General features: G+C 41.4%; 12 protein-coding genes. 5 read left to right on the top strand and 7 right to left on the bottom strand.

All coding sequences use genetic code 11. From position 1 onward, the window contains the following. The first annotated feature begins 15 nt into the window (after positions 1-15). Positions 16-1,185, top strand: coding sequence for a succinyldiaminopimelate transaminase (gene dapC, locus A7P54_RS00535; protein WP_171548322.1), 1,170 nt, complete (start codon positions 16-18; stop codon positions 1,183-1,185). Between the two features lie 46 nt (positions 1,186-1,231). Here dapC and A7P54_RS00540 read toward each other — a convergent pair whose 3' ends face one another. Both A7P54_RS00540 and A7P54_RS00545 read right to left on the bottom strand, forming a co-directional pair. Beyond that, positions 1,232-3,448 carry a TonB-dependent receptor gene (locus tag A7P54_RS00540; protein ID WP_171548323.1) on the bottom strand — a complete coding sequence of 739 codons (2,217 nt, stop codon included), beginning with the start codon at positions 3,446-3,448 and terminating at the stop codon, positions 1,232-1,234. A 189-nt stretch (positions 3,449-3,637) separates the two neighbouring features. Beyond that, the gene (locus A7P54_RS00545) at positions 3,638-4,255 is read right to left on the bottom strand and encodes a LysE family translocator (protein ID WP_171548324.1); all 618 of its coding nucleotides are present in this window, start codon (positions 4,253-4,255) and stop codon (positions 3,638-3,640) included. Between the two features lie 209 nt (positions 4,256-4,464). Between A7P54_RS00545 and A7P54_RS00550 the strand changes: the two genes are divergently transcribed. The 3 genes from A7P54_RS00550 to A7P54_RS00560 all read left to right on the top strand — a co-directional run bounded on the left by A7P54_RS00550 (position 4,465) and on the right by A7P54_RS00560 (position 9,387). Continuing rightward, positions 4,465-4,860, top strand: a complete 396-nt coding sequence (locus A7P54_RS00550; RefSeq protein ID WP_354667331.1) for an Lrp/AsnC family transcriptional regulator — start codon at positions 4,465-4,467, stop codon at positions 4,858-4,860. Between the two features lie 182 nt (positions 4,861-5,042). Next, complete coding sequence (locus A7P54_RS00555; protein ID WP_171548325.1) at positions 5,043-6,233, top strand: efflux RND transporter periplasmic adaptor subunit; 1,191 nt, start codon at positions 5,043-5,045, stop codon at positions 6,231-6,233. A 1-nt stretch (position 6,234) separates the two neighbouring features. Then, positions 6,235-9,387, top strand: a complete 3,153-nt coding sequence (locus A7P54_RS00560; RefSeq protein ID WP_171548326.1) for an efflux RND transporter permease subunit — start codon at positions 6,235-6,237, stop codon at positions 9,385-9,387. 40 nt (positions 9,388-9,427) lie between these two features. Here the strand turns inward: A7P54_RS00560 and A7P54_RS00565 are convergent, their stop codons facing one another. The 4 genes from A7P54_RS00565 to msrB form a co-directional block, all read right to left on the bottom strand. Next, on the bottom strand, positions 9,428-10,051 hold the full coding sequence (locus tag A7P54_RS00565) for a LysE family translocator (protein ID WP_171548327.1): 624 nt from the start codon (positions 10,049-10,051) through the stop codon (positions 9,428-9,430). A gap of 72 nt (positions 10,052-10,123) precedes the next feature. Further along, a complete protein-coding gene (locus tag A7P54_RS00570; protein ID WP_354667332.1) occupies positions 10,124-10,972 on the bottom strand; it encodes an AraC family transcriptional regulator in 849 nt (282 codons plus the stop codon). 28 nt (positions 10,973-11,000) lie between these two features. Continuing rightward, positions 11,001-11,489 (bottom strand): glutathione peroxidase, encoded by a 489-nt coding sequence (locus tag A7P54_RS00575; protein WP_004653049.1) that lies wholly within the window; start codon positions 11,487-11,489, stop codon positions 11,001-11,003. Beyond that, complete coding sequence (gene msrB, locus A7P54_RS00580; protein WP_004653048.1) at positions 11,486-11,905, bottom strand: peptide-methionine (R)-S-oxide reductase MsrB; 420 nt, start codon at positions 11,903-11,905, stop codon at positions 11,486-11,488. Before msrB ends, A7P54_RS00575 begins: the two co-directional genes overlap by 4 nt. A gap of 240 nt (positions 11,906-12,145) precedes the next feature. Between msrB and A7P54_RS00585 the strand changes: the two genes are divergently transcribed. Continuing rightward, positions 12,146-13,576: a pyridoxal phosphate-dependent aminotransferase gene (locus A7P54_RS00585; RefSeq protein WP_005202960.1), complete on the top strand. Its 1,431-nt coding sequence runs from the start codon at positions 12,146-12,148 to the stop codon at positions 13,574-13,576. Positions 13,577-13,616: 40 nt separating this feature from the next. On the opposite strand, the gene A7P54_RS00590 is transcribed toward A7P54_RS00585, so the two are convergent. After that, positions 13,617-14,513, bottom strand: coding sequence for a tetratricopeptide repeat protein (locus tag A7P54_RS00590; RefSeq protein WP_171548328.1), 897 nt, complete (start codon positions 14,511-14,513; stop codon positions 13,617-13,619). Positions 14,514-14,611: the final 98 nt, after the last annotated feature.

The raw sequence follows: 14,611 nt of genomic DNA on the forward strand, positions 1-14,611 counted from the left end.
TTGGTAACTGTTTAAATGAACTCTAGCTTGTCGTTATTGCATCCCTATCCTTTTGAAAAGTTAAATCAACTTTTTAAAGATGTGCAACCTGCCAATTTACCGCTGATTCCTTTATCAATTGGTGAGCCTAAACATCCTGCACCAGAGTTCGTTAAACAAGCGATTATTGATAATTTTGCCCATCTATCGACCTACCCGAACAGTAAAGGTCTGCCTGAGTTGCGCCAAAGTATTGCACAGTGGCTTAGTAATCGCTTCAAGTTGAATCATATTAGTGCAGAAGATCATATCCTGCCTGTTTCTGGTACACGTGAAGGTATTTTCTCTTTTGTACAAGCTTTGATTAAGCGTGAAGATGCACCGTATGTGGTGATGCCAAATCCGTTTTATCAGATTTATGAAGGTGCAGCCCTGCTTGCAGGTGCAAAACCCTATTTCATTAACTGTACTGAAGAAAATGGCTACTTAGGTGACTTTGATGCAGTTCCAGCGGAAGTCTGGGAAAAAACCGCCTTACTGTTTGTATGTACGCCAGGTAACCCGACAGGAACGGTTCTATCAAAAGAGCAGTTTAAAAAGTTGATTGCCCTGTCTGATCAATATGGTTTCGTGATTGCATCGGATGAATGTTATTCGGAACTTTGGTTTGACCAAGCACCAATCGGCCTATTAGAAGTTTGTGCCGAAATGGGACGCGATGATTATAAAAATTGCATCGTGTTCCATTCATTATCTAAACGTTCAAACTTACCGGGCATGCGTTCTGGTTTTGTTGCGGGTGATGCGGCTTTATTAAAACCTTATTTGCAATACCGTACCTATCACGGCGCTGCGATGCCCGTACAAAATCAATTGGCATCTATTGCAGCGTGGAATGATGAAGCACATGTTGAAGAAAACCGTCAGCAGTATCGTGCTAAGTTTGATTTATTCCAGTCTGAACTCGGTCATTTATTGCCTTTACAAAAACCAGATGCAGGTTTCTATTACTGGTTAAAAGTCGATAACGATGAGACTTTTGCCAAAATGCTGATGGAAAAAGCGCATATCAAGGTTTTACCGGGTCGTTATTTGTCTCGTGATACAGAACAAGGCAATCCGGGTGAAGGTCATGTCAGAATGGCTTTGGTTGCAGATTTGGCACAGTGTGAAGAAGTGGTCAAACGCCTGAAAGCAATTCTATAAATAAAAAGATCCCCGAATATTCGGGGATCTTTTTAAAATCAAGACATTAGAAATCAAAACTTGCACTGAGCATAAAGGTACGCGGCAAACCTGCATTTAAATAAGTATTTGAGGTTTTCGCATTACTACCTATATTGTCATAGCCGCCGACTGACGCCCAATATTTCTTATCAAAGACATTATTGATGCTTAAGTTAAATGTTGTTGGAACCTGATTGAATTGGGTTTTATAGCTTGCACCTAAATCTAAACGCGTCCAATCTCCCACTTTCAGAGTATTAGCGTCATTGGCGTAGCTAGAACCTGTATAAACTACACGACCATTCACCGCAAGATCCTGCTCGATTGGTAATTGCCAATCAGCACCTAAATTGGCTTGGAATTTTGCAACACCAATTTCCTGATTACCATTGTATTTAGCTTCAGGAGTTTGCTTTTGTTTTGCATCTAACCAAGTCACACCACCTAGTATTTTAATTGAATCAGTAAGTTTGCCATAACTGCTCAACTCAGCACCGCGATGCACATATTTTCCGCCATCAACAAAATAATTGTTCTGGTCGACAATCCCTTTTTGTTTATCAATATCAAATAAGCTTAACGTTAAACCAATCTGATCATTTTCAAATTTCGCACCCACTTCTTTTTGCTTTGCAACAAATGGCTTAAGCACCGTTCCTTTGTTTTCAACAGTTGATGGCGCTGAAAGCCCTTTTGCCAAAGACTCGATATAGTTCGCATAAATCGAGATTTCAGGGGTTATTTTATAACTGACACCAAGCGCAGGGGTAAATTTGCTTTCATCATAACTGGTTTTATCAGAGGTGTTATATGTATAGCTATCTTGCATAATTTGCTGATAACGCCCACCTAACATCACCGTTAAACGCTCATCTAATGCTTTGAGATTATCGCCAATCGCGATACTTCTTAAACGTGTCCGTGTCGTTAATTTCGGTGCATCTAATTGATTGCCTTTGAGTGCACTGCTCGAATATTCAGGCTTTTCATACTGTGTTGGTCGATAAATATTTCCAGCAAATGTATTGGTGTAATCCATCACATAGGCATTACGGCTATTCTGCTGGAAAGCAGATCCTGATAACACAAGATTATGTTCAATCGTGCCTGTATTCAACTTCGCACGTACACCAATTTCGCCTGTGTTGACCATATCTACACGTGCATTATCAAAACGATAGGAAGTGCCATCACCCGTTGTTGCATTGGTCAATGTGAAATTCGCCAAGCTATTGCTTTCTTCACCATGCCGGAAACCATAGGCAGCATAAGCTGTCACTGCATCACTTAAATCATATTCTGCACGGTAGCTACCAAACACATCTTCTTCATTAGAGTACGTCCACTTTTGCGCATAATTACTAGAAGAATCAATTGGTTTAGGGATACTCGTCACGCCACTTAAAGTAATGTTTGGGCGTGTTGCATCTAAGCGGTTATTGCTATAGCCCATGTCACCAGACAACCGTAAACGATCACCACGATAATCCAGCCCGATTGAGGCCAAGCCTAAAGAAGCTTTTTCATCATCTACACTGGTATTTCCGCCACGATATGCTGTATTTACACGCACCCCGAACTCTTGGTTCTCACCAAAACGACGGGATACATCATTTGCAATTTGTCCACCATTAAAATCTGTGCCTACAGTGACTCTGTTTAATGGTTCATTCGCTGCACGTTTTGGTAATAGATTAATTGCACCACCAATACCACCACTACTTGGTGTAGCACCATTTAAAAATGCAGACGCCCCTTTAAGTAACTCAACACGTTCAAACAATTCTGTAGGGATATATTGACGAGGTAGAATCGAGTACAAACCATTATAAGCAGTATCATCAGAACCTAAAACAAAGCCACGAATATAGTAAGATTCCTGAAAATTACCAAAACCTCTCGCAACTCGCACACTTGGATCTGCCTGTAAAACATCTCCTACACTTTTAGCTTGGCGTGACTGAATATATTCATTGGTATAGCTGGTCAAATTAAATGGTGTATCTAAGTTTTTTTGATTGCCAAAAATCCCGACTCGACCGCCGCTCGCGACTTGTCCACCCGCAAAAGGCTCCGTTAAACCATCAGCCGAGGCATCTGCACTTGCAGTAATTCGAATGGTATTCAAAGTTACTGTTGTATCTGCTTGAGCACTTTGTTGTCCTTCATCCGCAAAAACGGCTGTTGCCCCCATTGAAGCACATGCCATCATCAGCACTAATGGTTTAAGTTGTCTACCCATGATCTTTATCAGCCGACTTAAAAAATCGCATAATAAATGAGAATTGATACGTTTTACACTATTTTTTACCTATATGTGCCACTGTACAATTTTATGATTTTGAAAACCCGAACCCTATTAAAATTAAGATCCTGAATTCAATAATGATAAATTTAAAGCTATATAAATACCCAGAATGGAACATTTATTTTAAATTTGCCCAATAAATAGGATTGCTGCGATGAGCATCATCAGTCCGCCCGAAATACGACTGACTGCTTTTACTGCACGCGGTCTACTTCTAAGCAATTTCTTGGCTGCTATCCCCACAAACATATACACCACAGCACAACTAATTAAGTGAATTAATCCCAGCAAAATAATTTGTGCGGTTGGTGAAAATGCCATTTGTGGATGAATAAACGGTGGCAATAAGGCAAAAAATAACAGCAAGACTTTCGGGTTTAAGCCACTAACCCCCATTCCTTTAATCAACCATGAACCTGCTGAATCAAGCGATTGCGTGGCATCTGTCTCAGTTGAAATGGTGGCTGGATGTATAAATAGATTGATGCCCATCCATAACAAATAACAGGCGCCCATGATCGTCATCACAGTAAGTAAAATTGGATAGTGTTGCACCAAAGCGCCCACACCTGCTGCCACACATAAGATCGCCATGAGATGCCCAAACACCAAACCTGTGACGGCATTTAGAATAAATTTACCTTTGATGCCTGCAAGAATGACATAAGCCCAATCGGCGCCAGGTGTTAATACGAATAAGATCGAAACGCACCAAAAAGCAAAAATCACACTAAGTTCCATAAGCAAAGCCCTTCCCACATCGACAATACGATCTTTGATCGTTTTCTTTTTCACCATTTGGTGAAGATTGTTGAGAAAGGATATGCTTTAATGGTGAAAATGTTATTCCAAATACTTCTATATCTTCAAAGCCCGAAGGGAGATTCTTCTAAATGGATCGCATTGATAAGAAAATTATTGCTGAACTACAAGCAAATGGGTGATTATCTATCACAGAACTTGCAGAAAGAATCGGTTTAAGTCTGTCGCCTTGCCATCGTCGTGTTAAAGCATTAGAAGAAAGTGGTGTGATTAAAGGCTACCATGCTGATCTAGAAGCCTCAAAAATTGGCCTTAATTTCTCAGCGATTATCTTTGTCACTTTAAAAGATGGAGATAAAAAAGCACTTTCTAGCTTTGAAGAAAAAGTCATTGAAATTGGCAATGTGATTCAGGCACAACGATTATTTGGAAATCCAGATTATCTACTGCACGTCGTTGCTAAAGACTTGGCCAGTTTCCAAAAACTCTATGATGACAGCCTGTCGGCCTTACCCAATGTACAGCGACTAACCTCAACCATTGTCATGAAAAATGTAGTCTCAAATCGTTTACTGCCTCTTTAAGCAATAATTATCATTTTGGGTAAAATAAAAAGTTCGGAATTGAAACAATTCACACTTTTCCTAAGCTTAAAAGTAATAAACATAAGCGACTTTATTAATTTTTTTATCTGTCTATGGGCTATTGAGCAACTGTTGAAATCTTCGTCTATACTTAGCCATCAAAACTTGATGACTATGGAAAGATGACTTCTCAAACTCCCAAGAAAATAAAGAAAAAGGGTTGGCTCATTTTAGCAATTGCGGTTGTACTTTTAATTATTGCAATTGTGGTTTGGCAGACTGGAACTGCTAAAAAATCAGTGAATCCTGAAAAAGCTAAAAACGCAGATACCACTGAACAAAAAGCCGCTTTAACTGTAACAATTGTTCAACCCCAACAACAAAATTGGGAACAAACCTTTACTGCTAATGGCAATATTGCGGCATGGCAAGAAGTGGTGATTGGCAGCGAACTCTCAGGCCAGCGTCTTACCCGTGTGAATGTCAATGTCGGCGATGAAGTGCGTCGTGGTCAGGTCTTAGCTGAAATTAATAGCGAAACCATCCGTGCCGATTTGGCAGCAGCCAAAGCCAGTTATGCAGAAGCTCAAGCCGTACTGACTGATGCGATTACCAACAATAAACGTATTCAGCAACTAAAAAATACAGGCGCAATTTCAGCACAAGAGTCTACTCAGTATCAAACCTCTCAAGCAACAGCTCAAGCGCGTCTAGATGCAGCCAAAGCACAAATTGAAAGTAACCAATTACGCTTAGCACAGACCCAAGTGGTTTCACCTGACAATGGTGTGATTTCAGCCCGTACAGCAACGGTTGGATCTCTTGCACAAACAGGTCAAGAGCTGTTCCGCTTGATTCGAGACCATCGTTTAGAATGGCGTGCCGAAGTGACCACATCGGATTTATACAAGCTTAAACAAGGTATGACCGCACATATTGTTTCACCTGACCCAGCCCAACCTGCTGTAACAGGTAAAGTCAGAATGATTGCACCTGTGATTGATCCACAAACCCGTTATGGCTTGGTCTATGTGGACATTCCAACTACTCAAGCTGTGCGTATGGGCATGTTTGTTAAAGGTGAATTTGATTTAGGTCAGAAACTCGCATTGACGGTTCCTCAAACAGCCCTACTGTTGCGTGATGGTTTTTCCTATGTCTTTATTGTCAATGACAAGAATCGTGTCACCCAACAGAAAGTCATTGTAGGTCGCCGTTTGGGAGATCGTGTCGAACTCTTGAATTTACCAACGAATGTAAAAGTGGTTTCTTCAGGTACAGGTTTCTTAGCTGATGGCGATCTGGTCAGTATTGCCAAAGACATTCCAGAGACACCACTTAGCAAACAACTTGTGACCACACAGGAGAAATGACATGAATTTCTCCGCTTGGTCAATCCGAAATCCAATTCCTGGCATTCTGTTATTTATTATGCTGGGTTTGGCAGGATTGCTCTGTTTTAAATGGATGAAGATCCAACAGTTCCCTGACATTGAACTACCCATGGTCACTGTGACAGCGGCATTACCCGGAGCTGCACCACCTCAGCTTGAAACCGAAGTCGCACGTAAGATTGAAAACTCGATTGCAACTCTGCAAGGTTTGAGAAATCAGTACACTAACATTCAAGATGGTGTGGTCACTGTCACAGCGGAGTTTCAATTAGAAAAACCTCTACAAGAAGCTGTGGATGATGTGCGCAATGCAGTGTCACAAGTTCGTTCCGATCTACCTGCCGATCTACGAGATCCAATTGTCAGCAAGATCAATCTTTCAGGTTCGCCAATCCTGACTTACACCATCCAATCGCCAAAGATGGATGAAGAAGCACTGTCATGGTTTGTAGACTATGATATCGCCCGCGCGATGTTACAGGTTAAAGGCGTTGGTGCTGTTGCTCGTGTTGGTGGCGTCACACGTCAAGTTGAAGTCGAACTCGATCCTGAAAAACTATTGGCGCTGAATGCAACTGCAACCGACATTACCCGTCAACTACGTTTGATTCAGCAAGATGCTTCTGGCGGCCAAACCAAAATCGGGGGTAGTGAACAATCCATCCGCACCATTGCGACCGTAAAAACAGCTGATGAAATTGGTGCAATGGATATTGCCCTCAGCGATGGTCGACATATTCGTCTGGATCAGGTTGCAACTGTTCGTGATAGTATGGCTGAACGGCGTTCCGCTGCACTCTTAAATGGACAACCTGTGATTGGCTTCGAAATCACACGAAGTAAGGGCGCTAGTGAAGTCGATGTAGAAAAAGGAGTTGTCGTCGCATTAGATAAACTCAAAGCGGCACATCCCGATATTAAAATCAACGAAGCCTTTAACTTTGTAAAGCCAGTCGAAGATAACTATAAAGGCTCGATGTCTCTGTTATATGAAGGTGCGATATTAGCGATCTTGGTGGTGTGGTTGTTCTTACGTGACTGGCGTGCCACCATCATTGCTGCAACGGCCCTGCCATTATCGATTTTACCAGCCTTAATTGGCATGTATTTCTTTGGCTTTACCCTCAATACCGTTACGCTTTTAGCCATGTCATTGGTGGTGGGTATTCTGGTCGATGATGCCATCGTTGAGATTGAAAATATCATACGGCATTTACGCATGGGGAAAACGCCTTATGAGGCGGCCATGGAAGCAGCCGATGAAATTGGTCTAGCCGTAATTGCCACCACGTTTACATTGATTGCTGTATTCCTACCCACTGCGTTTATGAGTGGTATCGCAGGTAAATTTTTCGTTCAGTTTGGTTGGACGGCGGCTCTTGCCATCTTTGCCTCACTGCTTGTTGCGCGTTTACTCACCCCAATGATGTCCGCCTATATTTTGAAACCATGGGTCGGTAAGGTTGAACAACAGGATGAATCAACAACAGTACAAACAGCTACTGATCAAGGTACAAGCAGTCTAGCCAAAGACCGTGCTAAAGACGGCAAAGTTATGCGTGGCTACATGCGTTTGGTGACGTGGTGTCTGAATCATCGCTGGATCACTTTAGCTGGTGCAATTGCCTTTTTTGTCGGTTCGGTCTTACTGATTCCGTTGCTACCTACAGGCTTCGTCCCGCCACCTGATACAGGACAAACGCAGGTTCGTTTGGAGCTCACCCCAGGTTCACAATTTGCAGATACGCTTAAGACTGCCGAATATGCACGTACGCTGATTAAAGACCATCCCGAGATCAAAAGTATCTATACCACGATTGGCGGCGGTGCTGCGGGAACAGATCCTTTTGCAGGTGGTGCATCAAGTGAACCGCGTAAAGCAACGCTCACGATTCAAACCACAGAACGTTCTGATCGTAGTGCCAGCCTACAAGACATTGAAGATCAACTGCGCCAACGTCTTGCCCCACTTCCGGGTGCACGCATTCAAGTTGGTTTAGCGGGTAACAACAGTCAATACCAACTGGCTTTATCAGGTGATGATCCAGAGGCCTTAATGTCAACTGCACGTAGCCTTGAACGCGAATTACGTACCATTCCGAATGTAGGCAGTATCACCTCCAGTGCGGCTTTGATTCGTCCAGAATTGGTGATTCGTCCAGACTTTGCCAAAGCGGCTGATTTAGGTGTGACCACTTACGATATTGCTGAGACTTTACGAATCGCAACCGCGGGTGATTTTGATCAAAACCTTGCGAAATTGAACTTATCTCAACGCCAAGTCCCTGTTGTAATTAAACTGCCACTGGCTGCCCGTCAAGATCAAGAGCTCATGAAACGCTTGATGGTGAAAGGGAATCGAGGCCCAGTGATGCTCGGTACCATTGCAGATGTTAATATCGAAAGTGGTCCATCACAAATTGACCGTTTCAACCGTTTGCGTAATATCAACTTCAATATTGAATTGAATAATCAACCGTTGGGAGATATTGCGGCAAAAGTTGATCAACTACCGACGATGAAGAATTTACCACCTACGGTGAAGCGTACCAATATTGGTGATGCCGAAGTGATGCAGGAACTGTTTGCTAGTTTTGGTCTGGCAATGCTCACAGGTGTACTGTGTATCTACGTTGTGTTGGTATTGTTATTTAAAGATTTTTTACAGCCAATTACCATTCTGGTGGCCTTACCTTTATCCCTCGGTGGTGCATTCGTGATGCTGCTTTTAGCTAAAAGCAGTTTCTCAATGCCAAGTTTGATTGGTCTGATTATGCTGATGGGGATTGCCAGTAAGAACTCTATTCTACTGGTCGATTACGCGATTATCGCAAGGAATGAAAAGCATTATTCTCGATTCAATGCCCTACTCGATGCCTGCCATAAGCGGGCACGTCCAATCATCATGACTACGCTGGCCATGGGTGCTGGGATGTTACCAATTGCACTCGGGATTGGTACTGATCCAAGCTTCCGTGCACCAATGGCAATCTCGGTCATTGGTGGTTTGATTACCAGTACCTTCTTATCGTTATTGGTGATCCCTGTGGTGTACACCTTTATCGATGATATTAATCGCAAGATCCATCGCTTTAGGAAGACACCACATCAACCTATTGAACCTACTCAATAAGCTTGCATAAAAAAGACGGTCATTTGACCGTCTTTTTTATTTAATACATGATCAGTACCAGCATCAATAACAAAAAACTGAGTCCTGCTAAATAATATAAATGGCGCAGATGCCGATTTAACCACGACAGGTAAATACTTGAACCGATCAATTGAACAATAGCGAGATTCCAGATCAACACTAACCCCACCATCCAGAAACACAACAAAGTATTTTGAACAAAATTATATTGCGGATAAATCAAGATCACCAACACGCTATAGAACATCAAATTCTTCGGGTTCAACACACTGGAAAGCAATCCCGATAGAAACGCCTTCAGGTAAGCATTATTGTGCGGTTGATGAACACGTTTCTCATCAAGTTGATTGACCCTCTGTGCCGATTGAGCCAAACGGAAACATTGAATCGCCAAATATGCAAAATAAACAACACCCAACCACTTCATGAGGATGAATAATTCGGTATTCACCTGACCAATGATAAATAGACTCAAATAAATGCTGATCAATATGATGGCATTCCCCAATGCAATGCCTGCACAGGTGAATCTCGCGGCCTTTTTCTGGTTCTGTATCAAGGTCTTTAAAATTAAAAAGAAATCTGCGCCGGGCGTCAGTAATGCAATAAAGTGGGTGATGGCGATGGTTAGAAAAAGCTCCATAGATGCTCTCCAAGTGAATCGGAGTCAGCTTAGAAAAGTGCGGTGCTTTGTTCTTGTATAAAATTGCGTGGGCTAAGATTTTTTATAATATTGCTTGGGTGTTATGCCTGTATGTTGCTTAAAAACACGATGAAAATGGCTTTGATCGCTAAAATCGAGTTCGTATGCCAATCGTGCTAAATCACGATCAGGTTCTCTTAAACGCTGCCGAGCTTGGTTGACCTTATAGTTCAACTGATAAGCATGTGGGGTTAATCCAAAGAAATGTTTAAATAATCGTATCAAAGCATAACGACTCATGTTCATCTTTTCGGATAGCTCTTGCAGAGACAGATTCTCAATATTGTCTTCAAGGCATTCCAATAAGTCTGGAAGGTGCTTCTGAAAATAATGAGAGGAATGTATCTTTTCCCAATGAAAACTCGGTATTAGAATCTCTGTTAAGGTTTGAATTAAACACTGTTCTTTTTCGAGTACTGAGATCTGCTCGTTAAATAGTAGCTGATTCAAAGCTGTAAATGCGTCGTAAGCTTTTACATCATGAGCAATCGTTGGTCTTAACTGAGGGAGATATATTGTTTGTCTGTCAGTTTCTAAAGCAATATCTTGGTGCAGTTCTTCAATCAAGGTGATTAACCAAGCAGCATCCAAATGCATCATCTGGTAACTCCATGCCTGATCAGGTAAAGGATTACAAGAATGTTCTACGTGCGCAGGAATAACCACCAAAGCCCCTGCCTGAATGACTTGCTCTTGTGCAAAAGTACTTGAAAAGCGGCTCTGTCCAATATCAACAGCACCAATTGAAAAGGTCGGATGGCTGTGGGATTTATAGCAAATTCGACTTTGACATGCCCTACGCGTTTCAACATAAGGCATGTCTGGATCACTCCAGAATTCAACAGTTGAGTCCAAAAGAATTCAAACCTCAACCAAAAACTTTGCTCATTTATTTCTTCGCCAATGCTTTTTCGATATCAGCTTCCAAAGCCTCTGGCTTAGTTGTTGGCGCATAACGCTCTAAAACCTCACCATTACGCCCCACCAAGAACTTAGTAAAGTTCCATTTGATATTTCGGCTCCCCAAAAGACCTTTTGCCTCACGAGTCAAATAACGAAAAATCACATGTGCTTCAGGCCCTTTGACATCAACTTTGGCAAACATAGGAAAACTGACCCCATAATTACGCTGGCAGTATGCGCCAATTTCCTTATTTGTCCCTGGATCCTGTCCTCCAAATTGATTACACGGAAATCCTAAAACCTCTAAGCCTTGAGCATTATATTTTTCATAAAGTTTCTCAAGTCCCGCAAACTGCGGAGTAAAACCACACTTGCTTGCAGTATTTACAATCAGCATGACCTTGCCTTTATAATCAGCGAGCGCTTTTGTTTCTCCCTCTAACAATTCAGCTTCAAACTGATAAATGTTACTCATGGATAAGTTTCCTCGTCGTTCTTTTCTTCTGTTTTAAGTTGTAATGATGCCGAATTCACACAATAACGCAGTCCTGTCGGCTGTGGACCATCCTCAAACACATGGCCCAAATGTGCATCGCAATCATGGCAGACAATTTCTGTTCTGACCATACCGTGTGATAAATCTTCATGTTCTTCGATTGCAACACTGTCAATAGGTCTAAAAAAGCTCGGCCAACCACAACCACTATCGTATTTTGTTTCTGAAGAAAACAATTCCGCACCGCAACAACGGCAAACATACGTACCATGTTGTTTATTGTTCCAATATTGTCCTGTAAATGCGGGTTCTGTGCCCTTTTGACGAGTTATGCGATATTCTTCAGGTGATAATTCTCTTTGCCATTCCCGGTCTGTTTTATTCACTTTTCCCATAACCTGCACCTTTTATTCTGATGTTAGAACTATCTTAATGATCAGGTTTTATATTTACGCCATTCAAAAAAAAAACTCTAGTCTCAGATCGTATAATTTGGTGAAATTTAAGCAATAAAATCACAAAAAGCAAAAAGAAAGCAAATTAAATCCATACAGTAAGCAATTTTTAACAATATTGTCTTTTGCGTAAGCAAATATGGTGTTATTCTAATTTCGCACGGTTGTATAGGACAAACAATGTCTCAGAAAAAAAGTGTGGTTTTCCAAAACTTATTACCAACCATCAGACAATATCAACAATCAGGTTTCACCCATGAAAAAATTGTTGAATTGCTGAGAGATCAACACGATCTAAATTTGGTAAGTGTTGAAACCTTTAAAAGTTATTTATACCGATATGCAAAAGTGAATCCAGCTATGTCAAAAAATACTGTTGTTCCCCAGTCTAATCAATCAAGCCGAGAAATTAAAAAATCATCTAAGCTTGAGCATGTTTGTTACGACATCCGTGGACCAGTATTACGCGCCGCCAATGAAATGGAGGAGCAAGGACATAAGATCATCAAGCTGAATATCGGCAACCCTGCACCTTTTGGTTTTGAAGCCCCTCAAGAAATTATTAACGATGTTGCATTAAACCTTCCAAATGCAATTGGCTATACCGACTCAAAAGGGATTTTCCCTGCACGTAAAGCCATCTGCCAGTATTACCAACAGAAAGGCATCTTTGATATGCATGTCAATGATGTGTATGTTGGCAATGGTGTTTCTGAACTGATCGTGATGGCGATGCAAGGTCTGCTTGATGACGGTGATGAAATGCTGGTACCTATGCCAGACTATCCATTATGGACAGCAGCAGTGAATCTTTCAGGGGGCACTGCAATTCACTATAAATGTGATTCTGAAAACTACTGGTATCCTGACATTGCGGATATGGAAAGTAAAATCACACCGAACACCCGTGGTATTGTGATTATCAATCCGAACAACCCTACGGGTTCTGTCTATCCACGTCATGTGTTAGAACAAATTGTTGCGCTAGCGAAAAAGCATGACCTGATTTTATTTGCTGATGAAATCTACGACAAAATCGTTTATGACGGCATTGAGCATGTAGCGGTTGCGGCTTTAGCTGGCGATCAACTGTGTATTTCATTCAATGGTTTATCAAAAGCATATCGTATCGCAGGTTATCGTGCAGGATGGATGGCAATCACGGGTAATAAAGCACGTGCTGCAGACTATATCGAAGGCTTAGATATGCTGGCTTCGATGCGTTTATGCGCCAACCATCAAGCGCAATATGCAATTCAAACTGCTTTAGGTGGCTACCAATCAATTAATGATCTAATTCGACCAGGTGGTCGTTTATACGAACAACGTAATATTGCATGGGAAATGCTGAATGAGATCCCGGGTGTGAGTTGTGTTAAACCTGATGGCGCAATGTATTGCTTCCCAAAACTCGACCCAACAATTTATCCAATTGAAGATGATGAAAAATTAATGTTGGATTTATTAAGAGCAGAGAAAGTTCTCTTGGTACAAGGCACAGGGTTTAATTGGCCAACACCAGATCACTTCCGTGTAGTGTTCTTACCTGCTGAAAATGAACTACGTGAAGCGATCAATCGCTTGAGTCGCTTCTTAGCCAAGATGCGTTAATAAAAAAAAGCCCCCATTAAATTTTGGGGGCTTTTTTTATTTAAGAATCAGAATCCTGTAACTCATCCCACTGCGCTTCATATTCTTTCGATTTTTTTAGGTTTTTAGTCAAACCATAACCACCTTTTTCATATAACCGAGCCAAATCCAGTAAGGCTTCGTCCTCACCTTGTGCCACTGCGAGCTCATAAAACTCTGCTGCTTTTTTATAATTCTTTGCAACACCTTTGGCCTCTTCATGGATATACGCAATATTAGAAGAACCCAAACCATTTCCTGCACCAGAAGCCAAACTAAATAAACGTAAAGCTTCTTTATAGTCTTGTTTTAATCCAGCCTTGCCTTCTAAATAAAAAATACCTAAGTTATTAATGGCAGAAGACTCTTCTTGTTTCACAGCTAACTGATAATAATGCAGTGCTTTTTTGAGATCTTGTGGCACACCTTCTTCACCATCATTGTATAAATGACCGAGTTCAGCTTGCGCCATATCCAAACCAGCATCAGCTGACTTGGTCATCCACTCCACTCCTTTTTTGCTATTTACACTCACACCATCATCACCATAGAGATATAAATAACCTAAATAGTATTGTGCATAGAGCTGACCCTTTTGTGCCGCTTGGGTATACCACTTCAAAGCAGTTGGATTATCTTCTTCTGTACCTTCGCCATAATCATACATATAGCCAACTGAAAAAATCGCATCTGCATTGCCTTTTGCTGCCGCTTTTTTAAACCATTCCAGTGCCTTACCAAAATCTTGATCAATCTCGTTTCCATAATAATAAGCATCACCTAAATTGTTCTGTGCCGTCGCATCACCCGCTTTCGCTTGTTGTACGAGTTCTTGGCTAAAGGACACATCATCCGCATGAGTGAAGGTAAATAAACTACCAGTCAATAATATTGAAAATACGATGTTTTTTAATTTCATTATTTCGCTCACATTGCTACATTTTTATTCGATTACATTCTAGCGGCAAAACACTTTGTGTAAATAGATATTTATATCTACTGATAAATCAAAAACTA

Origin of the sequence: Acinetobacter sp. Ac_3412, from assembly GCF_013072675.1 — a bacterium.
In the GTDB taxonomy this organism is placed as follows: domain Bacteria; phylum Pseudomonadota; class Gammaproteobacteria; order Pseudomonadales; family Moraxellaceae; genus Acinetobacter; species Acinetobacter higginsii.

Coding starts and splice junctions, on each gene's coding strand:
- A7P54_RS00590 (WP_171548328.1), bottom strand. CDS start 14,513: ATGAAATTAAAAAACATCGTATTTTCAATATTATTGACTGGTAGTTTA.
- A7P54_RS00565 (WP_171548327.1), bottom strand. CDS start 10,051: ATGGAGCTTTTTCTAACCATCGCCATCACCCACTTTATTGCATTACTG.
- A7P54_RS00560 (WP_171548326.1), top strand. CDS start 6,235: ATGAATTTCTCCGCTTGGTCAATCCGAAATCCAATTCCTGGCATTCTG.
- A7P54_RS00575 (WP_004653049.1), bottom strand. CDS start 11,489: ATGAGTAACATTTATCAGTTTGAAGCTGAATTGTTAGAGGGAGAAACA.
- A7P54_RS00545 (WP_171548324.1), bottom strand. CDS start 4,255: ATGGAACTTAGTGTGATTTTTGCTTTTTGGTGCGTTTCGATCTTATTC.
- A7P54_RS00585 (WP_005202960.1), top strand. CDS start 12,146: ATGTCTCAGAAAAAAAGTGTGGTTTTCCAAAACTTATTACCAACCATC.
- dapC (WP_171548322.1), top strand. CDS start 16: ATGAACTCTAGCTTGTCGTTATTGCATCCCTATCCTTTTGAAAAGTTA.
- A7P54_RS00555 (WP_171548325.1), top strand. CDS start 5,043: ATGACTTCTCAAACTCCCAAGAAAATAAAGAAAAAGGGTTGGCTCATT.
- msrB (WP_004653048.1), bottom strand. CDS start 11,905: ATGGGAAAAGTGAATAAAACAGACCGGGAATGGCAAAGAGAATTATCA.
- A7P54_RS00540 (WP_171548323.1), bottom strand. CDS start 3,448: ATGGGTAGACAACTTAAACCATTAGTGCTGATGATGGCATGTGCTTCA.